The sequence below is a fragment of the Aeromonas aquatilis genome (assembly GCF_054052405.1).
In genome coordinates, this window is record NZ_JBSTYP010000011.1 from 83206 (window position 1) to 103015 (window position 19810).

Annotated in this window: 24 protein-coding genes, 5 tRNA genes, 1 other RNA gene and 1 pseudogene; 10 read left to right on the plus strand and 21 right to left on the minus strand. The window is 58.1% G+C overall.

Annotated elements, in window-relative coordinates; all coding sequences use genetic code 11:
- Nucleotides 1-185 precede the first annotated feature (185 nt).
- The 4 genes from ffs (at nt 186) to ACW5W8_RS06035 (ending at nt 2977) form a co-directional block, all read left to right on the plus strand.
- Nucleotides 186-279, plus strand: an RNA gene (gene ffs, locus ACW5W8_RS06020) — signal recognition particle sRNA small type.
- A gap of 84 nt (nt 280-363) precedes the next feature.
- Complete coding sequence (locus ACW5W8_RS06025) at nt 364-621, plus strand: hypothetical protein (RefSeq protein WP_498626913.1); 258 nt, start codon at nt 364-366, stop codon at nt 619-621.
- Complete coding sequence (locus ACW5W8_RS06030) at nt 618-887, plus strand: hypothetical protein (protein ID WP_498626914.1); 270 nt, start codon at nt 618-620, stop codon at nt 885-887. Before ACW5W8_RS06025 ends, ACW5W8_RS06030 begins: the two co-directional genes overlap by 4 nt.
- 254 nt (nt 888-1141) lie before the next feature.
- Nucleotides 1142-2977, plus strand: a complete 1836-nt coding sequence (locus ACW5W8_RS06035; protein WP_498626916.1) for a sigma 54-interacting transcriptional regulator — start codon at nt 1142-1144, stop codon at nt 2975-2977.
- A 135-nt stretch (nt 2978-3112) separates the two neighbouring features.
- Here the strand turns inward: ACW5W8_RS06035 and ACW5W8_RS06040 are convergent.
- The 7 genes from ACW5W8_RS06040 to ACW5W8_RS06070 form a co-directional block, all read right to left on the minus strand.
- Nucleotides 3113-3189 (minus strand) — tRNA-Val (locus ACW5W8_RS06040).
- Between the two features lie 41 nt (nt 3190-3230).
- Nucleotides 3231-3307: transfer RNA gene (locus ACW5W8_RS06045), tRNA-Val, on the minus strand.
- Nucleotides 3308-3341: 34 nt separating this feature from the next.
- Nucleotides 3342-3418, minus strand: a tRNA-Val gene (locus ACW5W8_RS06050).
- A gap of 18 nt (nt 3419-3436) precedes the next feature.
- Nucleotides 3437-3513: transfer RNA gene (locus ACW5W8_RS06055), tRNA-Val, on the minus strand.
- Between the two features lie 13 nt (nt 3514-3526).
- Nucleotides 3527-3603 (minus strand) — tRNA-Val (locus ACW5W8_RS06060).
- A gap of 159 nt (nt 3604-3762) precedes the next feature.
- Nucleotides 3763-5142: an MATE family efflux transporter gene (locus ACW5W8_RS06065; RefSeq protein ID WP_498626917.1), complete on the minus strand. Its 1380-nt coding sequence runs from the start codon at nt 5140-5142 to the stop codon at nt 3763-3765.
- Nucleotides 5143-5291: 149 nt separating this feature from the next.
- Nucleotides 5292-5498, minus strand: a complete 207-nt coding sequence (locus tag ACW5W8_RS06070) for a YaeP family protein (protein WP_498626918.1) — start codon at nt 5496-5498, stop codon at nt 5292-5294.
- A gap of 132 nt (nt 5499-5630) precedes the next feature.
- Here ACW5W8_RS06070 and ACW5W8_RS06075 point away from each other — a divergent pair, with 132 nt between their 5' ends.
- The gene (locus ACW5W8_RS06075) at nt 5631-6248 is read left to right on the plus strand and encodes a riboflavin synthase subunit alpha (RefSeq protein ID WP_498626920.1); all 618 of its coding nucleotides are present in this window, start codon (nt 5631-5633) and stop codon (nt 6246-6248) included.
- A gap of 140 nt (nt 6249-6388) precedes the next feature.
- Here the strand turns inward: ACW5W8_RS06075 and ACW5W8_RS06080 are convergent, their stop codons facing one another.
- The 4 genes from ACW5W8_RS06080 to ACW5W8_RS06095 all read right to left on the minus strand — a co-directional run bounded on the left by ACW5W8_RS06080 (nt 6389) and on the right by ACW5W8_RS06095 (nt 9886).
- Nucleotides 6389-6592, minus strand: a complete 204-nt coding sequence (locus tag ACW5W8_RS06080) for a CPXCG motif-containing cysteine-rich protein (RefSeq protein ID WP_498626921.1) — start codon at nt 6590-6592, stop codon at nt 6389-6391.
- A 401-nt stretch (nt 6593-6993) separates the two neighbouring features.
- A complete protein-coding gene (hxpB, locus tag ACW5W8_RS06085; RefSeq protein ID WP_108614015.1) occupies nt 6994-7653 on the minus strand; it encodes a hexitol phosphatase HxpB in 660 nt (219 codons plus the stop codon).
- 126 nt (nt 7654-7779) lie between these two features.
- The gene (purT, locus tag ACW5W8_RS06090) at nt 7780-8958 is read right to left on the minus strand and encodes a formate-dependent phosphoribosylglycinamide formyltransferase (RefSeq protein WP_498626922.1); all 1179 of its coding nucleotides are present in this window, start codon (nt 8956-8958) and stop codon (nt 7780-7782) included.
- Between the two features lie 85 nt (nt 8959-9043).
- Nucleotides 9044-9886: a DMT family transporter gene (locus ACW5W8_RS06095; protein ID WP_498626936.1), complete on the minus strand. Its 843-nt coding sequence runs from the start codon at nt 9884-9886 to the stop codon at nt 9044-9046.
- Nucleotides 9887-10160: 274 nt separating this feature from the next.
- Between ACW5W8_RS06095 and ACW5W8_RS06100 the strand changes: the two genes are divergently transcribed.
- Nucleotides 10161-10748 (plus strand): FMN-dependent NADH-azoreductase, encoded by a 588-nt coding sequence (locus ACW5W8_RS06100; protein ID WP_498626923.1) that lies wholly within the window; start codon nt 10161-10163, stop codon nt 10746-10748.
- Nucleotides 10749-10962: 214 nt separating this feature from the next.
- On the opposite strand, the gene ACW5W8_RS06105 is transcribed toward ACW5W8_RS06100, so the two are convergent.
- The 4 genes and pseudogenes from ACW5W8_RS06105 to ACW5W8_RS06120 all read right to left on the minus strand — a co-directional run bounded on the left by ACW5W8_RS06105 (nt 10963) and on the right by ACW5W8_RS06120 (nt 13347).
- Nucleotides 10963-11142, minus strand: a complete 180-nt coding sequence (locus tag ACW5W8_RS06105) for a hypothetical protein (protein WP_005336860.1) — start codon at nt 11140-11142, stop codon at nt 10963-10965.
- A 163-nt stretch (nt 11143-11305) separates the two neighbouring features.
- Nucleotides 11306-11495 (minus strand): annotated as a pseudogene (locus tag ACW5W8_RS06110) (DUF4250 domain-containing protein).
- A gap of 2 nt (nt 11496-11497) precedes the next feature.
- Complete coding sequence (locus ACW5W8_RS06115; protein ID WP_005336856.1) at nt 11498-11962, minus strand: MarR family winged helix-turn-helix transcriptional regulator; 465 nt, start codon at nt 11960-11962, stop codon at nt 11498-11500.
- A gap of 170 nt (nt 11963-12132) precedes the next feature.
- Entirely contained in the window at nt 12133-13347 is a 1215-nt protein-coding gene (locus tag ACW5W8_RS06120) for a UPF0149 family protein (protein ID WP_498626925.1), read from the minus strand.
- 231 nt (nt 13348-13578) lie between these two features.
- Here ACW5W8_RS06120 and ACW5W8_RS06125 point away from each other — a divergent pair, with 231 nt between their 5' ends.
- Both ACW5W8_RS06125 and ACW5W8_RS06130 read left to right on the plus strand, forming a co-directional pair.
- Nucleotides 13579-14442 carry a CvfB family protein gene (locus tag ACW5W8_RS06125; RefSeq protein WP_498626926.1) on the plus strand — a complete coding sequence of 288 codons (864 nt, stop codon included), beginning with the start codon at nt 13579-13581 and terminating at the stop codon, nt 14440-14442.
- Nucleotides 14443-14754, plus strand: a complete 312-nt coding sequence (locus tag ACW5W8_RS06130) for a DUF1289 domain-containing protein (protein WP_498626927.1) — start codon at nt 14443-14445, stop codon at nt 14752-14754. It begins immediately after the preceding gene.
- Nucleotides 14755-14809: 55 nt separating this feature from the next.
- Here ACW5W8_RS06130 and ACW5W8_RS06135 read toward each other — a convergent pair whose 3' ends face one another.
- Nucleotides 14810-15133 (minus strand): HI1450 family dsDNA-mimic protein, encoded by a 324-nt coding sequence (locus ACW5W8_RS06135; RefSeq protein WP_498626928.1) that lies wholly within the window; start codon nt 15131-15133, stop codon nt 14810-14812.
- Between the two features lie 147 nt (nt 15134-15280).
- Between ACW5W8_RS06135 and ACW5W8_RS06140 the strand changes: the two genes are divergently transcribed.
- Nucleotides 15281-15409: a hypothetical protein gene (locus tag ACW5W8_RS06140; RefSeq protein WP_019445852.1), complete on the plus strand. Its 129-nt coding sequence runs from the start codon at nt 15281-15283 to the stop codon at nt 15407-15409.
- Nucleotides 15410-15412: 3 nt separating this feature from the next.
- Here ACW5W8_RS06140 and mtgA read toward each other — a convergent pair whose 3' ends face one another.
- The 5 genes from mtgA to minC all read right to left on the minus strand — a co-directional run bounded on the left by mtgA (nt 15413) and on the right by minC (nt 18532).
- Nucleotides 15413-16204 (minus strand): monofunctional biosynthetic peptidoglycan transglycosylase, encoded by a 792-nt coding sequence (gene mtgA, locus ACW5W8_RS06145; RefSeq protein WP_162517549.1) that lies wholly within the window; start codon nt 16202-16204, stop codon nt 15413-15415.
- Entirely contained in the window at nt 16189-16515 is a 327-nt protein-coding gene (locus tag ACW5W8_RS06150) for an HI1450 family dsDNA-mimic protein (protein WP_005352317.1), read from the minus strand. The genes mtgA and ACW5W8_RS06150 overlap by 16 nt, the downstream gene beginning before the upstream one ends.
- Nucleotides 16516-16712: 197 nt before the next feature.
- Nucleotides 16713-16979: a cell division topological specificity factor MinE gene (gene minE / locus ACW5W8_RS06155; protein WP_005336848.1), complete on the minus strand. Its 267-nt coding sequence runs from the start codon at nt 16977-16979 to the stop codon at nt 16713-16715.
- Between the two features lie 2 nt (nt 16980-16981).
- Nucleotides 16982-17794: a septum site-determining protein MinD gene (minD, locus tag ACW5W8_RS06160; protein WP_005336847.1), complete on the minus strand. Its 813-nt coding sequence runs from the start codon at nt 17792-17794 to the stop codon at nt 16982-16984.
- Nucleotides 17795-17812: 18 nt separating this feature from the next.
- Nucleotides 17813-18532 carry a septum site-determining protein MinC gene (minC, locus tag ACW5W8_RS06165; RefSeq protein ID WP_498626929.1) on the minus strand — a complete coding sequence of 240 codons (720 nt, stop codon included), beginning with the start codon at nt 18530-18532 and terminating at the stop codon, nt 17813-17815.
- 107 nt (nt 18533-18639) lie between these two features.
- Here minC and ACW5W8_RS06170 point away from each other — a divergent pair, with 107 nt between their 5' ends.
- Nucleotides 18640-18918: a YcgL domain-containing protein gene (locus ACW5W8_RS06170; protein WP_498626930.1), complete on the plus strand. Its 279-nt coding sequence runs from the start codon at nt 18640-18642 to the stop codon at nt 18916-18918.
- Nucleotides 18919-19810: the final 892 nt, after the last annotated feature.

Genomic DNA, 19810 nt, shown 5'->3' on the forward strand with positions numbered 1-19810 from the left:
GGAGGGGATGGGGTCTGTAATGAGGTGCTTGCAGTGTACGGGGGAGGGCGGGTAGGATTGGCCTGTTTGTTACCAATTTAAGCATGTCCACTTGATGTGGATGACCGTACTTGCGGCGGATTCTCGCTTGTTGAGGTTTCAGAACACTGTGATGGCAATCAGTTCCATCCCCAAGTGCCTGATTTATTTGGGCTCGCATTGATAACCCGTCGACCTGGTCAGGACCGGAAGGTAGCAGCCAAGGTGGGGGACTCGAGTGCCGGGATGTGGCTGGTAGGGCCACCACTTGTTTCTGCAATTCAATAAGTTACCTTCCTAAAGTCCTTGGTCATCCACTTTGTGTGGACGACAAGGAGCTCATCGATGAATCTCTGGCTCAGTCCCCACGGCATCTGGTATTACCGGAAAGTCACCACGCTCCCCTGTGGTCGTCGTAAAGAGATCAAACAATCCCTGCGTACCCGAAACAAGCTGACGGCCCGTGCAGCTGTTGCGAAACTGCTTGCCTGTGTGCGTTCCAGACCCAAGCCCATTCAGTTGCCTGCTGCCCCACATGAGCAATCAGTATCCCAGCCGATGACTCCGGCGGCCAAATCGCTGCTCCGCTCCTGTCGGTCTTGAGTGACCGGTATCAGAAAGGGAAGGCCCTTTCCTGGGTACCCAAAGAGCGAAAGAACCAGAAAAACTATCTCGGTTCCTTTATCGAGGTAATCGGCGACAAGCCAGCGGCAGGCTACAGCAAGGCTGATGTGGTCAAGTTCAAGGAGGGCCTGCTGAACTCCGGCAAGAGTCCGACCACCATCAACAAGTATCTCCAGAAGCTCTCCCTGCTGTTTAACTGGCTGGTTAACCATCAGGATGGGGTCAGAACCACTTCGCTGAATTGAAGCTACAGCGAACCAAGGAGGTGAACTCTCGAAGTGGATTACACAATTGGATTTACAGACTCAGCTAAGCTGGAGTCCATCTTCTATATCTCTGTTTTAATTGGTTTATATCTGCGCCTCAGAAGGTTCTGAGAATGCCGTTCATTTTCCCTTTTCGTGATCCCCCCCGAAGTAGTTCCTCCTGATATCCCTTAGTATCTGGCCAGCATGACTCCCTTTAGGGGGAGGATAACAAGAACACAAAGGAATAATGGATGAGATCCGTGAGCAACCAATGTCTGTTGATGCAGATCCAGCCGACCATCTTGCGCTTTGCCAAGATGCTGGCGAGTGTGCTGCAGCTTGAGGTCGAGATTGTGGATGCAGATATGGTCCGGGTGGCTGGCACCGGGCCTTATGGCAAGTTCTTCGGACGTCAGCTAGAGGGGGATTCCCGCCTGCTGCGCTATGTGATTGATAATCAGCGGGAGAAGATCGTTACCCACACCAGCGATGATCCGGTGTGTGACGGTTGTACCTGCAAGGAGAGCTGCCGTGAGCGCGCCTTCCTCGGGGTGCCCATCATGGTGGACGAGCGCTGTATCGGGGTGATCAGTCTGGTGGCCTTCAGCGACGAGCAGCAGGCGCGCCTCAACAACAATCTGCAGGATGTGTGCGACTATGTGCGCCACATCTCCACCATCTTTGTGGCCAAGTTGCTCGATTCGCGCGGGTTGTCGGACGGGGTCAACAAGGTGTTCCTCAATCTGATGACCAACATGGATCAGGGTTGCCTACTGCTCGATGACAAGAGTCAACTGCTCTACGCCAACGAGGCGGCACTCCATCATCTGGGTTGCCAGCAGGAACAGCTGCAGGGGCGCGAAGTGGGGATCCGTCCGCTCACCTTCTCCCAACAGGGGCTCAGCGGTCATCTCCAGCACATCATCACCTTCGAAGGACGTCAGGAGCTGATCATTGGCCAGCTACATCATGTGCAGGGCCAGCAGCTCTTTCTGATGGCCTTTCACCAGTCCCACTCCGGTCAGGTTCAGGAGCCGGATCTGGACGTGCGGATCGATCAGCTTATCGGCGAGAGCAAGCCGATGCGCACCCTCAAGCGGTTGCTTCACCGCATCGCCCAGAGTCCCTCCAGCGTGCTGATCTGTGGCGAGAGCGGCACCGGTAAAGAGGTGGTGGCCCGCGCCGTCCATCGCCTGAGCCTGCGTCAGGATAAGCCTTTTATTGCCATCAACTGTGCCGCCATACCCGAGCAACTGCTGGAGAGCGAGCTGTTTGGTTATGTGAAGGGCTCCTTTACCGGTGCCTCCAGCGGTGGCAAACAGGGCCTGATCCAGGCGGCCCATCAGGGTACCCTGTTTCTTGACGAGATTGGCGACATGCCACTCACCATGCAGGCCAAGCTGCTGCGGGTGCTGGAGCTGCGGGAGGTGACCCCCATCGGGGCCAGCCGACCGGTACCGGTGGATATTCGCATCATCGCCGCCACCCACCAGCATCTCGATCAATACATCGCCGAAGGGAAGTTTCGCGAGGATCTCTACTACCGTATCAACGTCATTCCCCTCAACCTGCCGCCGCTGCGGGAGCGGGAAGGGGACGTGGAGCTGCTGACCCACTACTTCCTCAACCTGCACACCAGCCGTATCGGCATCGTCTATCCCGGTCTTGCGCCCGAGGTGATGGCGCTGCTCAAGGGGTATCGCTGGCCGGGCAACGTGCGTGAGCTCAGCAACCTCATCGAATATCTGGTCAACGTAAGCCAGGCGGGCGAGGTGATTGACGCCAGCCTGCTGCCCCCCAACATCATCCGCAATCAGGAGCCTCATCGCGTTACCGCCCAGTCGATCCCGGTGACCAATCTGGATACGGCGTTCAATGTCCCTGCCGCCGCACCGCTCGCGGCCATGCCGGAGAAGCTGTCTGAATCCGTCCCGGGTGAGAGCGGCCTTGAGAGCATGGAAAAACAGATGATTGAAGAGACCCTGCAGCGGCTTGGCAACAAGAAACTGGCCGCACAGGCGCTGGGGATAGGGATTGCCACCCTCTATCGCAAGATAAAGAAGTACGAGATTGCCGTGCAGAGCTGAGGATCTGGCGGCGTCTATCAGGCCCGTGTCGTTTATCGGATGACACGGGCTTTTTTGTGCTGAACGGATTGGCGGGGCAGGGGAGTGGCTGGACAGAATGCAAAAAGCCCGCTCGATGAGCGGGCTTTTTTAATTTGGTGCGTCCTAGTGGATTCGAACCACCGACCCCCACCATGTCAAGGTGATGCTCTAACCAGCTGAGCTAAGGACGCAGGGGGTGCAATGCGACTTTTGACTTCTTTATGCAGGAAAGTGGTGGGTTTAATTGGATTCGAACCAACGACCCCTACCATGTCAAGGTAGTGCTCTAACCAACTGAGCTATAAACCCACATCTGCAAAATCTGACAAGCTTTAAAACCGAATGGTGCGTCCTAGTGGATTCGAACCACCGACCCCCACCATGTCAAGGTGATGCTCTAACCAGCTGAGCTAAGGACGCATAATCAGTATTCTGTAATGGTGCGTCCTAGTGGATTCGAACCACCGACCCCCACCATGTCAAGGTGGTGCTCTAACCAGCTGAGCTAAGGACGCATCACAGAAAAAGTGGTGGGTTTAATTGGATTCGAACCAACGACCCCTACCATGTCAAGGTAGTGCTCTAACCAACTGAGCTATAAACCCACTTTCTATTACTTCAGCACACCAGCACTGCTGGTGTGGTCGGCATACTACCCATGCCCCCCAAGGCTGTCAACAGGCCATCTGCACAAAGGAGACTGTTTGCCCAGTTCTTGCGCAGCCTGTTGATTTTGCAGGCGAGTTGTTGCTTACCAAGCCCTGTTACTGGACCCGCGACAGGGTGGTGCAGGCCTCCGGCGTGGCAAAACGGCCGTAGATGTAGCGCAATCTCGCCCCCAGCATCAGGGCCGCACTGGTGAGGCCGACGATAAAGCCGATCCAGAAGCCTTGCGGCCCCATCCGCGGCACCAGCCAGTCGGTCAGACCCAGGATCATGCCGGTGGGCAGCCCCAGTCCCCAATAGGCGACGATGGTGACGTAGAAGATAGCCTGGGTATCTTTGTAACCACGCAGTGCGGCGGCCGCGACCACCTGTACCGAATCAGAGATCTGATAGATGGCGGCGAAGAACAGCAAGATGGCTGCCAAGGTGATCACCTGCAGATCATCGGTATAGATGGAGGCGATCTGCTCGCGCAGCAGTACCGTCAGGGCTGCGGTGAGGGCGGCAATGCCCATTCCCAGCAGCAGGCCGGTGCGGGCTGCGACCCGGGCGTGATGGGGTTGCCCTTCACCTATGCTGTGGCCGACCCGGATGGTGACACCCACCCCGATGGAGAGGGGCAGCATAAAGACCAGGCTGGAGAAGTTCAGCGCAATCTGGTGACTCGCCACCGTCTCGGCACCGAAGGGGGCCAGCATCAGGGCCACCACGGTAAACAGGGTCACCTCGCAGAAGATGGCCATGGCGATGGGGAAGCCCAGGCGGAACAAGCGCCAGATCCGGCTGCCGTTGGGGCGAGTCAGCTGGGAGAAGAGCCGGATCTCGGTGAAGTGACGGGAGAGCTTCACGTAGAGGATCATCGCCAGCAGCATGGCCCACAGCACGATGGCGGTAGCCACGCCACAGCCGACCCCACCGAGCTTGGGCATGCCGAAGTGGCCGTGGATGAAGATGTAGTTGGCGGGAATATTGACCGCCAGCCCGACAAAGCCGATCACCATGGTCGGCATGGTGTGGGAGAGTCCCTCGCTGAAGTTGCGCAGCACCTGGAACATCACGAAGGCGGGCAGGCCCCACAGGATGGCGTGCAGGTAGCCGGTGGTCTTGGCCGCCATCACCGGCTCCACATCCATGAACTGCAGTGCCAGCGGGCAGTAATAGAGGGCGATCATCGCCAGCGGGGTGACGATCAGTGCCAGCCAGAAGCCCTGATGAACGGCCGGACGGATTGCCTCCCGTTTACGGGCGCCATTGAGCTGGGAGACGATGGGGGTGAGCGCCATGATGATCCCCTGCACCAGCAGGATCACCGGTAGCCAGAAGCTGGAGGCCACCGATACGGCGGCCAGATCGACCGCACTCACCTGTCCCGCCATCACGGTATCGACGAAGTTCATGGCGACCTGGGCCACCTGGGCGACCAGAATGGGGCTGGCTAGACGGACGAGCTGCTTCGCCTCGGACCAATAACGTTGCACTGACACCTCCGAGTGGATCAGATAAGAGTAAAAAAGAGCGGAAATCGGGAAGAGCCTTTGCACTTTCGGACGAAAGTGCAAAGGGTGGGGGAGGCATTCTAGCCTGAAATTCAGCCAGGACGAAATAGTTGCCACCCCAAGGGGCAGGATCAGGCGTCTTCGTGATCGCTGATCAGCAGGTTGGCAGCGGCATAGGCAGCCTGTTCGCGCAGTTCGGCGGGTACTCGCTCATCGGCGGCGAGTGCGTTGAGGGCGCGAATAGTGGCGGCAATGGCGTTTGGCACATAGCCCTGTTCGCCGGAGCCAATCTGGTTATAGGCGATACGGATCGCTTCACAACATTGATATACCTGCATTTCTTTTTCCTTGTTTACCCGGATGTGAACGGCGTCACTATAGCGATCGGACGCAAGCTTGTCAGCCTGTACCCTTGTCTCACCCTCTGCCCGAGGTTAACCTGCCCTTTTTGCCGTAGCAGGAGACGAGAGATGTTCACTGGCATAGTGCAGGGGACCGCCGAACTGGTGGCCATCGAAGAGCAACCCAACTTCCGTACCCATGTGATCCGCATGCCAAGCTTGGCGTGGGGGGAAGGGCTGGCCCTCGGCGCCTCGGTCGCCCACAACGGCTGCTGCTTGACCGTTACCCGGGTCGAGGGTGAGCTGGTCAGCTTCGATCTGATGCAGGAGACCCTGCGCCTCACCAACCTCGGCAAGCTGCAGGTGGGGGACAAGGTCAACGTGGAGCGGGCCGCTCGCTTTGGCGACGAGATCGGCGGTCACGCCATGTCCGGCCACATTATCGGGATGGCGGAAGTGACCTCGGTGATCGACACCCCCAACAACCGTCAGGTGTGGTATCGCCTCGCTCCCGAGCTGATGAAATATGTGCTGACCAAGGGGTATATCGGCATCGATGGCATCAGCCTGACCATCGGCGAGGTGCGCGAGCGGGAGTTCTGCGTCCACCTGATCCCCGAGACCCTGGCCCGCACCAACCTGGGTTGGGTCAAGGCTGGCTGGCAGACCAATATCGAGATCGATCCCCAGACTCAGGCCATCGTCGATACCGTGGAGCGGGTGCTGGCGGCACGCGGGGGTCACTGAAAGGAAACGGCTCGGTTTCACTCGCCTCATAAGCAAGGGCCTGCAGTGTGCAGGCCCTTGTTATTCATGTGGTGAGAATCTCTACTCGATTTTCTGTGACTCGCAATCAAAACAGCTGCTCGGCCTTTTGTGACTCACAATCAAAACAGTTGCTCGTCGTCTGCATCCACAAACAACTGCAAACAGTCGCGAGCTTCGTCGCGGTGAAGCCGCAGATGGATCGGATTGCAACAGGCCATGCAATCTTCGTAGAACTCTTGATCACCCTGGCTGGCATCCAGCTCGACCATGGTGTGGTGGCCGCAGTGGGGGCAGACGATGCGCTTGTTGGTGTACTCGATCATGATAACCTCCTCGGGCCCTGGGGCCGCCTATCTACCCTGATTCTAGTCGGGCTGAAGGGGGTTAACCGCGAGCAAACGCACGTTTATGACAGAGATCAAGCCAGAGAGATGACCGGTGGCGACTGATTGTGCGTGAAGTGTGCGAGAGGGGGTATCTGGTTGCGCATGATTGGTGAAAAGAGGGGATTGCCAACGGATGTTTGGCAATAACAGGGGGCCAGCTGCCCCCTGCGAGTATGAGAACGCGTGCGCAACGAGGCGCTGGGATCGTTACTTGACCCAGCTGGCCAGCATCTCGCTATTGAGTTCGGCCAGCGAGCTTAGCTGGTAGTTGGCGATGGCCAGGCATGGGTCACCTACCAATGCCGGGTACATGGGAACGATCAGCGTCTGCTTGTCGTTTACTTGACCCAGCTGGCCAACATGTCGGCATTCAGCTCGGCCAGCGAGCTTAGCTGGTAGTTGGCGATGGCCAAGCGTGGATCACCCACTAAAGCGGGATCCGGCACGATCAGCGCAGTCATGGAGGCCGCCTTGGCTGCCAGCAGGCCGGTAAAGCTGTCTTCGATGGCCAGACAGTGTACCGGTTCCACCCCCAGCTTTTCGGCTGCGTGGATATAGACATCCGGGTGCGGTTTGCCGAAACGCTCGATTTCAGCGGAGTGAACCGCCATAAAGCGATCGCGAATGCCGAGTTTGCCGAGCACTGCTTCTACCATCGCAAAGGGTGAGGAGGTGGCCAGACCCACTTTCAGCCCACGGGCCTCGATAAGGTCGAGCGCTTCCAGCACACCGGCTTTGGCCTGACCTTCGGAGAGGATCAGGGCGTTGACCTGATCCAGAATGCGCTGCACAACCTCTTCCTGAGTCGGACCGCTCCACGGGCGCAGGCGATACCAGTGGGCGACCAGCTGATCGATGCGCACGCCGATGGTTGATTCACAATCCTCGACGGTGTGGGGGTGACCCAGTTCGGAGAAAACGGCGATCTGGGCCCGTTGCCAAAAGGGTTCCGAGTCAATCAGAACACCATCCATATCGAAGATCACGGCAGCTAACATCTTGTACTCCTGACAAATTTGAAGAGGGGATTATAAGCCTGACGTGGAAATGCAAAAGGGGCATTGCCATGCCCCTTGCGCCCGATCACATCGGCAAACGTTTGTTTTGCTGTGGCAAAAAAGCCCTTAGAACAGTACTTCGACCTTGGCGGCCACGGCTTTGGCCTTTTCCACCGCATCAGGGCAATCCGCTGCGCGGGCCAGCGCCACGCCAAGACGGCGGCGACCGGCGATCTCTGGCTTGCCAAATAGCCGCAGCTGGGCGCCCGGCACCAGTGCCAATGCCTCACCAATCCCCTGATAGCGGATATTCTGGCTGTGCCCTTCACGCAGTAGCACGGCAGAGGCGCTCGGCCCGTACTGGGTGATGGTGCCGACCGGCAGCCCCAGAATGGCGCGCACATGCAGGGCGAACTCGGAGAGATCCTGCGAGATTAGGGTCACCATGCCGGTATCGTGGGGGCGGGGGGAGACTTCGCTAAACCACACCTCGTCGCCCCTGATAAAGAGCTCTACCCCGAACAGGCCGTAACCACCAAGGGCCTCAACCACCTTGGCCGCCACGGCTTTGGAGCGGGCCAGCGCCAGTTCGCTCATCACCTGCGGCTGCCAGGATTCGCGGTAGTCGCCATCTTCCTGCCGGTGACCGATAGGCTCGCAGAAGTGAATGCCATCGACGGCGCGCACCGTGAGCAGGGTGATCTCGTACTCGAAGGGAACGAATCCCTCGACGATCACCTTGCCACGACCGGCGCGACCCCCCTCCTGGGCGTAAGTCCAGCTCTCATCGAGCTTGGCGAGATCGCGCAGCACGCTCTGTCCCTTGCCGGATGAGCTCATCACCGGCTTCACCACGCAGGGCAGGCCGATGGTCTCGACGGCGGCGACAAACTCCTCTTTGCTTTGGGCAAAGCGGTAGGGGGAGGTTGGGAGGCCCAGGGTCTCGGCGGCGAGACGGCGGATCCCTTCCCGATTCATGGTGAGCTGGGTGGCGCGGGCGTTGGGCACCACCTTGATCCCCTCCTGCTCAAGGGCAGCCAGCGTATCGGTGGCGATAGCCTCGATCTCGGGGATGATGAGATCGGGTTTGATCTCGGCGACCAGCTTGCGCAGGGCGGCACCATCGAGCATATCCAGCACCCGGGCTGCATGGGCCACCTGCATGGCGGGGGCATTGGCATAGCGGTCGGCGGCGATCACTTCGATGCCGAAGCGCTGCAACTCGATGGCCACTTCCTTGCCGAGTTCGCCGGAGCCCAGCAGCAGGGCGCGGGTGGCGCCGGGGCGGGTTGCGGTTCCAAACATACGATCTCTCCTGATGTCGTTGGTCATTGTTGATGATCGCTATCGCACGAATAGCGGGCAAAAAAAGAGGCACGCATGGCGTACCTCAGGAAACGGGTTTGTGAGCGCGCTGCTCCAGATGGGTCAGCAACGTAATGGCGCCAATGATGATGGCGGCGCCAAGCCACAGACGACCGGGGGGGGCCCAGCCAAATACCAACCAGCCCGCCAGCACGTTCATCGGCAGCTTGGCAAAATCGAAAGGCTGCACGAAGGAGGCCTCCGCCACGCTGTAAGCGCGAGCGATGGACATCTGGGCCAGCGCCGTCAGCACACCGGAGGCGGCTACCAGCAGCCATTGGCTCTCGCTCGGCCATTGCCACTCCGGCAGTGCCAGCATGACGTTGAACGGGGTACTGAAAATAAGCAGGTAGACCACTATGGTGTGGGATGATTCGTTGGCTGCCTGATAGCGCACCATCAGGGAGTAACCTGCCCAGAACAACGCCGCCGCCACCGGCAGCAGAGAGGCCCAGTTGAACTCATCATTCCAGGGGGCGAGGATCACCATGGCGCCGGCAAAGCCCGCCAGGGTGGCCAGAATGCGGGTGCGGCTCACCTGCTCCTTGAGCAGCAGGGCGGAGCCCAGGGTGGCAAACAGCGGCGAGGTCATCAGCAGGGCGATCCCCTGCCAGATGGGGACGGGGTACGCCAGTGCCCAGAGCCAGAGCTGGATGCCGATAACCGCCAGCAATACCCGCAACAGGTGCAACCGGAACTGATTGGTCATCAGGGATTGGCGCAGGCCATGACGAACCAGCCAGGGCAGCAGGCAGATCAGGGCGATCAGGTATTGATGGAAGGCGACCTGAGTAGAGGCAAGGCCGAGTTTGAAGCTGACATACTGGCTCAGACTGTTGACGGCGGCGAAGCAGAGTCCTGCCACCATCATCCAGACTGCACCGGCCAGAGGAGAGTGCCTGCGCGAGGGTATCATGGGATCCGGGTCGCTGGAAAAAAGTGCGGCGGATCATAACGGCAATCGTTTGTTCTGCCAAGGGTTGAAGCTCGGCCACGGGGCTGGCTGGCGAGGAAGTGGCCTTGCATCAAAAATTTTGAACAAGTTGAGCATCTATTTTCGCTATCAGCAAATAAGCACAGTGTTTAGAGTGACCTCCATCGACAGCGCAGCTGTTCAACCGACAACCAAATGGAGTTTCACCATGGCCAATATCCTCGTTCTCAAATCCAGCATCCTGGGTCAATATTCCCAATCCAACGCCCTGATCGACGGCTTCCTGGCTGACCATCAGGATGATGTCGTCACCGTGCGTGATCTGGCGGCCCTCAACTTGCCGGTGCTGGATGGCGAGCTGGCTTCCGGCCTGCGCGGTGGTGACAACCTCAATAAGCGTCAACTGGCGGTGATCGCTCAGTCTGACGAGCTGATCGCCGAGCTCAAAGCAAGCGATCTGGTGGTGATTGCGGCCCCCATGTACAACTTCAACATCCCGACCCAGCTGAAAAACTGGATCGATCTGGTGGCTCGCGCTGGCGTCACCTTCCGCTACACCGAGACCGGTCCGGTCGGTATGGTTGAAAATACCCGTGCGCTGGTGATCAGCCCCCGTGGCGGCATGCACGTTGGCAGTGCCACCGATCTGGTCACTCCCTACATGCGTACCGTGCTCGGTTTCATCGGTATCAAAGAGGTGGATTTCATCTACGCCGAGGGGATGGGTATGGGCCCGGATGCCCAGAGCAAGGGGATGGAAGCGGCCAAAGCGCAACTTGAGGCTCTGGCTATCTAAGGGCTCTTTCTATAAGGGCTCTTTCTATAAGGGCTCTCTATCCCGTCAGGGGTTATCTCTTCAAGGGGTTGCCCCGCCAGATACAAGAACGCAGCCATCAGGCTGCGTTTGTTTTTTTGCTTGGTGTGATTGCGACAGACATTATTGCGACAAGACCGTAATGCTACAGAGAGTATCGCGGCAAGCGGTCGGTATAGACGTTCCGGCGGAATCGCTACTCCATCATAAAACGGCGACAACCGCGCACCAGCAGCAATGCCACCGCGACCAGCAGGCCAAGCAAGAGGGTGGTCAGCCACTGTTCGGTACTTTGCGGCAAGTGGGGCGTGAAGAGGCTGATCATCAACAGGGTGCAGAGCGTGATCAACAGGCTCTGTCGGGTCATCAATATCATGGGGCCATCCTTGGTTTGCTCACCTGAAACGATTTTAATGCCCTCTTGTGACAGGGTGATGTATCCATGCATCACCCTGTTGGGGCTCTTCAGACCATATCAGGTTTTTACCGCAGAGCCAGCGCCATCACTGGCGCTGTGATCCCGATCCCGCTAGCTCTCTTTATCTGAACTGTTTCTGCGCTGGCTGGTAGTGAAAATCGCTCGCTGGCGAGCCGCGCTTCCAGTGCCGCCTGATCGATCTCCTGCGCCTTGCAGAGATCATCCAGATCGTCATAGCGATCACGCAGCTGCATATTGACGACGCTCAGCAGCATGTTGATGTCCATGGTGGCGAACTTTTTCAAATCCATGATTATTTCTCCCGATCCAGTGATTGCAGCTGCTCGATGGCGGCGCTGACGCTGTGCAGATGCTGGCGGATCGCCTCGCGGGATTCGCTCGGTAGATAGTCGGTCAGGGTATGTTGCCAGCTGCCCGCTTCACTCTTGAGCTGCAGGAAGAGGGCGAGCCCGGCATTGGTGAGGGAGACCAGGCTGATGCGTTTATCCTGCTCGCTGCTCTCGGTAAAGATGATCCCTTTTTCGACCAGACGGCGGATCTCGCGGGAGATGCGCACCTTGTCCATGCCGCTCGCCTCGACCAGCTCTTTCTGGCTGATGGGGTAGTTGGGGCCGAGCACCATCATCAGGCGCCATTGCGGCACGGTCAGCTGGTAACGCTGTTCATAAAACTGTTCGAAGGTATCCCGTAGCATCTCGGCGGCATGTACCAACTGATAGGGCGGGTAGTGAGCGAGTAACGCTATGATTTTTGACATATTACACCCTGCTGTGACGGCTGCATCAGATGCAGTTTCTTTTGATACTTTGACATTGATGATACGAAACTCAAGCTGATTTGTCTGACCCGGTTATGATGAAATGTGCGGTGGCGCACGCCCTCAAGGAAAAACCGGGTCTGACCGACGGGATTTTAAGCCAACGCTGTTCAGCCTTTACGCAACCAGATGAGGGCGTTCTGCTTGAGCCAGGCCTCGCGAGTGTGGATAGCGTAGAGCGCGGCCTCGTCGCGGCTGCCTGCTTGCCAGCTTTGCGGCTCCTGTTTGGGCAGCTTGCGCTGACCCAGCAGGCAGGCCGGAATGTGCGGGTTGGCCTCGATGGCGACCAGCAGATGGGGCTTGGCTGCCTCGGCACCCTCGGTGGCAAAGACCATCAGCGCCTTGTTGTAGAGCAACCAGCTGGAGGCTTCGTCGAAGCGCACCAGCAGGGCGGCCAGCGCCTGCCAATCCCCTTGCAGTGCATAGAGAGTGGATAGGTTGTAGCGGCAACCCAGCTCATCGGCCATGCAGATTGTCAGCAGCGCCAGATACTCCGCTTTGGCCTCGCCCAGCTTGCCAAGGCGCAGCAGGCAGTCGGCGCGGCCGGCTCTGGCGGCCAGCAGGGGGCGCAGTTCGGGGGCACTCCAGCCGTGACCGGCGATTTGCTGCCAGAAGGCTTCATCAAAGAACGGAGTGGCATCGGCGATGATCTTCTCGAACCAGCCGAGGCGGGCCTGATGATCGCGGCAGCTGTCGGCCAGCTCGAACCAGGTCTGCCACTGTTGGGCCTGCTCGCCATTGAGGGCCACATCAGCGCTGGGGGCGGCCTGATACTGGTCGAGGTTGAGCAACTGGTTGAGGGCGGTTTTCATGTTCTGGCGCTGGCGTTTGCAGAACTCGACAAAGGGAAGCTCGCTGGCGGCGGCGCTATAGAGCATCTGGGCCATCTGCTTGTCGCGAAACAGGCTCAGCTCTGCGGCCAGACTGAAGCGGTACTGGGTGGTCGGGTCGTTCAAATCCTTCGGCTTGGGCCAGGTGGCAAAACCCATGCTGAAGCCATAACACCATTGACCGAGGGGGTGGCTCTGTTCGAACACCTGCTCGGGGTTATCGCTGGGCAGGCGGCATTGACTCGGCAGGGCCAGCTGGGCGTCGTCGGTCTGGGATTCCAGCTCGGCGATCAGGTGGTTGAGGGCTTCTGCGCTTTTTTCATCCAACTCGGTATCCTGTTCCAGCAAACCAGCCAGCGGGCGTTGCCAGTCAGGGCTTTCCGGCCCTACCAGACGAGCACAGAGAAAACCGTGCAGGGCCGGATAGGTCATGTCCTGATCGCTGTGGCTCTGGATCCATTGATTAAGATGGCGGGTACGAGTGGATGGGTTCATCGACAGTTCCTCTGGATTTGAACAGCCGCGAAGTCTACCTAAAAGTGGGGTTATTTGCAGCAAATGGCCGCCTGTTTGGCGATTTAATCACCATTGGCGGATAAGATAGGGGCGAAAGGGAGGCTCGTGGTGGCTTGGGGACTAGGCCGGATCACCGCTCTTGAGGTAACATGCGCGCCCATAGGGGCCATGTTCAGTTGGCCCATCCGGGTAATGAAAAAAGAGAGCACCATGATACAGATTGGCAAGATGAACACCCTCACCGTTGTTGAACTCGAAGACCGTGGCGCCTGGCTTGCGGCCGATGAGTACGGTGAACTGCTGCTGCCCAAGCGTCAACTGCCGGAAGGGGTGAAAGAGGGGGATAGCGTGCAGGTCTTCCTCTATCTGGATGCCGATTGCGAACCGGTGATCACCACCGACAAGCCATTTGCCATGGTGGACGAATTTGCCGGTCTGAAAGTGGTCAATGCCAACAAGATTGGTGCCTTCCTCGACTGGGGAATGAAAAAGGATCTGTTCGTGCCCAGCCGCGAACAGAACAAGCCGATGCAGGTGGGCCACGTCTATCTGGTGCGTCTGCAACTGGATAACGAAGGGCGCATGGTCGGCACCAGCCGCATCGAGCGTTTCCTGACCCCGGCCGGCAGCAATTTCAAGGTCGGTGACGAAGTGACCGCCCTGCCGGGTGAACACTCTCCCCTTGGCATCAAGGTGATCGTCAACGGCCAGTATCCCGGCATGCTGTTCAAGAACGAAGTGTTTGGTCGGGTGATGACTGGTCGGCAGCAAACCGCTTGGGTCAAGCAGGTGCGCGAAGATGGCAAGCTGGATCTGACCCTGCAAAAGCCGGGTCTGGCGCGGGTCGATGACGCCGGTGAGCGCATTCTGAGCCGGATGAAAAAGCAGGGAGGCAGTCTGGCAGTGGGTGACAAGAGCGAACCCGAGCTTATCTACAAGCTGTTCAGCATGAGCAAGGGCACCTTCAAGAAGGCGATCGGCGGCCTCTACAAGCAGGGCAAGATTGCCATCGAAGATAACGCCATTACCCTGACCGAGGGGGGCGCTGCAGCCCAGAGCGGGGAGCAGGAGTAAGTGCCGAGTCCCTGCATTGGGCTTTGCAAGGCAAAGGATGGCCTCTGCCTTGGTTGTGGCCGCACCCTGACCGAGATCGGCCACTGGTCGGCGATGGATAGCAAGGCCCAGCTGGCGGTGATGGCCGAGCTGAATGGCTCGAAAAGCACCCACCGCTGTCCAGGTTGTGGCGAACCGGCCTATTGCGCCGTTTCTGCCGGTCAGACCATTGCGCAGTGCTGGTGCAGCCAGTTGCCGGTACTGCCGATGCAGGAGGCCAGCGCTTGCTGGTGCCGCCGCTGTCTGGCCAAGGCCATCGCGGCGCAGGATTAGCAGAAAACTGAATTAAGTGAAAATAGAAACAAGAAAGGCGCCGATGGCGCCTTTTTTATGCCTGCTGCTGGCGATGCCAGCGCACATGCACTTGATCTTCGGTCAGCAGACGGGGCAGCAGGAAGGTGGCGAAGATCACCTCAAACTCATCCTGATGATCCAGCAAACCGATCCACACTTCGACCCAGCGTTCCATATCGACCGGCTCACCCAGCTCGGTCGACCAGTCGGCATTGGGCAGGGTTGCCTCCACGGCGCCACGCTGCTCAAACTCCAGGGTGATGTCGACTATTTGTTCGGGGGCCAGCATATCGGCGGCCTGCTCAAGAAACTGATCATAGGCCCATTCGACCAGCTGATCCGGGGTACGCTGTTCCATGAAATCACTCCAGATACATCGAGGTTCGCTACTGTAACAATTATTGGCTGTGGCGGCCAGACCAGTACGCCGGGCGTGGCTGGCCTGTCCAAGTTGCCGTTGGGGGAGTATGGTTAAGGCGCGGATCATCTGGCTGGGAGTGAGGGGATGAAGCAGCGGGGACGGCGGCAACAGATCAAGCGGCGGCGCGAGGCCTGGTGGTGGCACTATCTGCCGCTCCATCGCGAAACGGTGGGCGGCCATCTGGGCCCACCGGAGAAACCCGATGAGCCCTGAGGATCAGTCGGCCTGATGCACCCGATTGAGGGTGATCTGCCCCAGTTGCCCCATCTGGCGGCGGATCCAGACAGATCGCTTCTGCACATAGGGTGACGGGGGCTTGACCCGATAGCGCCACGGATTGGGCAGGGCGGCGGCCAGCAGGGATGACTCGTAGCGGGTCAAGCGGCTGGCCGGTTTGCCAAAGTAGGTGCGGGCCGCGGCTTCGGCGCCATAGATGCCGGGGCCAAATTCCACGATATTGAGATAGACCTCGAGAATGCGGGCCTTGTCCCAACCCAGCTCCATCAGCAGGGTAAACCAGGCCTCCAGCCCCTTGCGCAGGAAGCTGCGATCACTCCACATAAAGAGGTTCTTGGCGGTCTGCTGGCTGAGGGTGCTGGCGCCGCGCACCCGTTCGCTGTGCTGGTTGTGCTTGAGCGCGGCGTTGATGGCATCCATGTCAAAGCCGTTGTGATCGGCAAAGCGTTGATCCTCGGCGGCGATCACCGCCAGTTGCAGCTCTTTGGAGATGGACTCCAGATCTACCCATTGATGGCGCACCTGGGTGATCTTGGCGGGCGGAAAGAGGGCCCGCTCGATACGCCAGCTCCACATCGGCGGATCAATAAAACGCAGCAAGGCGACCGAGCCGACCGAGCAGAGCAGCCCGGCCAGCGCGATCTTGCCTGCCCACCTCAACACCCGGCGCCCAAACGATGCAGATGCGCGCACGGGGGCCACGGCGTCAGGGCCAGACTCCCACTGATAGTGGCTGGGATCATCGGGATCCGGAATTATTGGGGCAGCCATTCGATGTGGCAGAACTTCTCGTCAACACGGCGGGAGAGCAGCATGCGGGCAAACAGGTGCTCATACTCTTGTTCTTCATTGCCAAGGCCAACCCAGATCTCGGCATAATCGGTGTCGCTCACCGCAAATCCCACGTCCGCTTCCCAGTCATCGGCCGGGTCGGTTTCGGCCAGCAGGCCGCGGTCGTTGAACTCCTGATTGAAACGGGCGATCTCCTGCTCTGGCAGGTTGTCAGAGGCCAGCTCCATAAAGAGTTCGAGGGCGGTATCGAGCAGTTCCTCGACGCTGTGCATTTCGTCATTCATAGACATAAGCGGTCTGTTCCAGAAAAGAGTAAAAGGTGCCGACGCAGATCACTGCCTGCGGGGCGGCGCTATTCTAGCGGTCGGCAGACCCCTTGGCGAGATGAGGCGAGCCGCTGTGACCTGTTTTTGTGCCAATAAAAAACCGGATCCAGTGACAGGATCCGGTCTTCATTGGGGGAAGGGGTCACGCATAGGGCGTCAGCTCATCCCTTCTTGTCATCGGCGAAGGTGATGTTGAGCTCCAGTACCGACAGCTCATCACTCTTCTGATCCAGTTGGACGGTTATCTTCTCCGGATCAATGTTGACGTATTTGCGGATCACATCGAGGATGTCCTGTTTGAGCTGGGGCAGGTAATCCGGCCCCCCTCTGGATGAACGCTCGTGAGCAACAATGATCTGCAACCGCTCTTTGGCCAGTTGTGCGGTGTTCTGTTTCTTGTTGGAACGAAAATAATCCAATAATGACATGTTTAACTCCCGAACAGTCGGCTAAAGAAGCCCTTCTTCTCTTCTTCCAGAAAACGAAATTCCTTGGCATCGCCCAGCAGGCGGGACACCGCATCTTCGTAGGCCTGACCGGCATCGGACTCCTTGTCCAGAATAACCGGTTCGCCGGAGTTGGAGGCGCGCAGCACCGCCTGGGATTCCGGGATCACCCCGAGCAACGGGATGGCCAGGATCTCCTGCACATCCTGCACGCTCAGCATGTCGCCGCGGTTGACGCGGGTCGGGCAGTAGCGGGTCAGCAGCAGGTGTTCCTTGATGGGGTCTTCGCCACGCTCGGCGCGACGGGACTTGGAGGCCAGGATGCCAAGGATGCGGTCGGAGTCACGCACGGAAGAGACTTCCGGGTTGGTGGTGACGATCGCCTCGTCGGCAAAATAGAGCGCCATCAGGGCGCCCGCCTCGATCCCTGCCGGGGAGTCGCAGACGATGTAATCGAACTTCATCTCCGCCAGTTGATCCAGGATCTTCTCGACCCCCTCACGGGTGAGGGCATCTTTGTCCCGGGTCTGGGAGGCGGGCAGGATAAACAGATTTTCCGAGCGTTTGTCCTTGATCAGCGCCTGATTGAGGTTTGCTTCCCCGTTGATGACGTTGACGAAGTCATACACCACGCGCCGCTCGCAGCCCATGATGAGATCCAGGTTTCTCAGACCGATGTCAAAGTCAATGACCACTGTCTTGTGACCACGCTGGGCTAAGCCGGTGCTCAGGGCCGCACTGGTTGTGGTCTTGCCAACGCCACCTTTACCCGATGTAACGACTATGATTCGCGCCATTCTCGCTTCCTTGTAACTCTATTTGATACGGTCTATTCGGAGTTGTTCGTTGTCCAGCCGGACGTGTACCGGTTGCTGGATCAGGCCTGCTGGCAATGCATCGCTCAGCTGGAATGTGCCCGCGATGGAGAGCAGCTCGGCCTGTAATTGCTGGCAATAGATCCGGGCCAGGGTGTTGCCCCGGGCACCGGCAATGGCTCTGCCACGCAGGGTGCCATAAATATGAATGCTGTCGTCGGCGAGCACTTCGGCTCCCGGACTGACGGACCCCAGCACCACCAGCGAGGTGCCGGCGGCATAAATCTGCTGGCCGGAACGAACCGGTCCCACATGTACCTTGCTCGGGATCAAGGGGGCGGGTTCGGGCTCGGGAACCACCTCAGGGGCGGCTGGCGCGGGGGCAGGCTCGGGTTCCGGTTCGCTCTTGCGACTCTTGCCCGAGACCATCACGGCCAGTCCCACCGCCTTGGCGGCTGTCTTCATCTCTTCACTGCGCGCCCCCGTGATGCCGACCAGCACAAACTCTTCGGACTCCACCAGCTCCTTGAGCTGTTCGAAATCGGGAATATGTTCCAGTCGGGAAACATTGATCACCAGCGGCGCACAATTAAAAAAGTAGGGTGCCTGGGCCACTTTTTCGGCCAACAACTGACGTACCCGCTCAGGCTCGCCATCGCTGATATGCAACACAGAAATAGTGAAGGTGGTCCCTTTCAATTCGTTATCGCGCTCAACCATGAATCTTCCCCGAGGCAGAGATGCTAATCCGTTATTGTTATTCAATTCCTGATGTTATAGTTTGCCCCCATCAGAGGCAATAAACTCGTCGGATTATATCAATTTCCATGTTGTGTGCAGTCTATAAAAGTCGCAAAAAAGCCGAGACCTACCTTTTTGTTGAAAAAAGAGAGGATTTCTCCCGTGTTCCCGCGCCACTGCTGAGCGCATTCGGGCGTCCCGAGCTGGTGCTGATGACCAAGCTGGACCCGGCCAAGCCCTTGGGGCTGGCTGATGTCGGCAAGGTGATGGCCGCGTTGACCAACCAGGGGTTCTACCTGCAGGTGCCGCCGCCCCCCGAGAATTTGCTGGAGCAGCACAAGGTCAGCCTGAAAAAAACATCCTGAATATCCAGCCCCGTTGTGTGCTCTACAGAACGGGGCTAATTCTTTGTGACTCTGCATGACGCATTCCGGCCCTGGTGAGGTAGTGTGTGATAATCCCGTGACAGGATCTGGCCAAATTAAACACTCCCTTTGGTGATATTCACTTTTCGCTGTTTAAATAGAAAGTCAATCTGCTCCCAACACCATATCCTCAACCTTTGCTGGCGCTCACAAAAATAGCGAGCGGCGCATGCTCATATCCGCCATTTCAACGGCTATTGGCTCATTCATCGATTATTATCAGCCTCTTCTTTGGGCGCTTTTTTGGCTTCCACTGCGCGATGAGTTGTCCATCAAATGGGATGTAGAGAGGGCGGTGATAGCTGTGCTGAACTCAGCTTACGCGATGATCTGTGGCCGAAATGATGAGCTAATCCCCTGTTTGTGTACTTGATTGTTTGCCCTGATCTCGAAAGTGCCACACAGATGGCTATCAGCATGTACTTCGCAAGGGTGAGCGGTAACCGCGTCTTGCCAAACAAGTGTATGACCAAAGGGGGAGATATTGAGCTGAGGGACCATCTCGATATCGATTAGTTGTGAAGCCGTGACGGGGCAAGATAGCGGGTAAAAGGTTGCATGTAGGGGTGTAATGTCCCTTTCAATGCATTGAGAAGAGTTAATCAAGGTATGTAATTAGAGAGGCATTTAGACAAGGCAATGAGCATCGCAGTGGCGTAGCTGGTGTATATCCGCGACGCCCTACAGTGAAATGGTCGGTATGCCGGTATAAGTGCCCAGCATTCCATTCGGGCAATAAAAAAGGCTATGTCCCAATTACGTGTTGAAAGGCTAAGCTTGAAGTAGGCCATCACCTTGAGGTCTACCATCATGGATACCCCAGCCTTTCAAC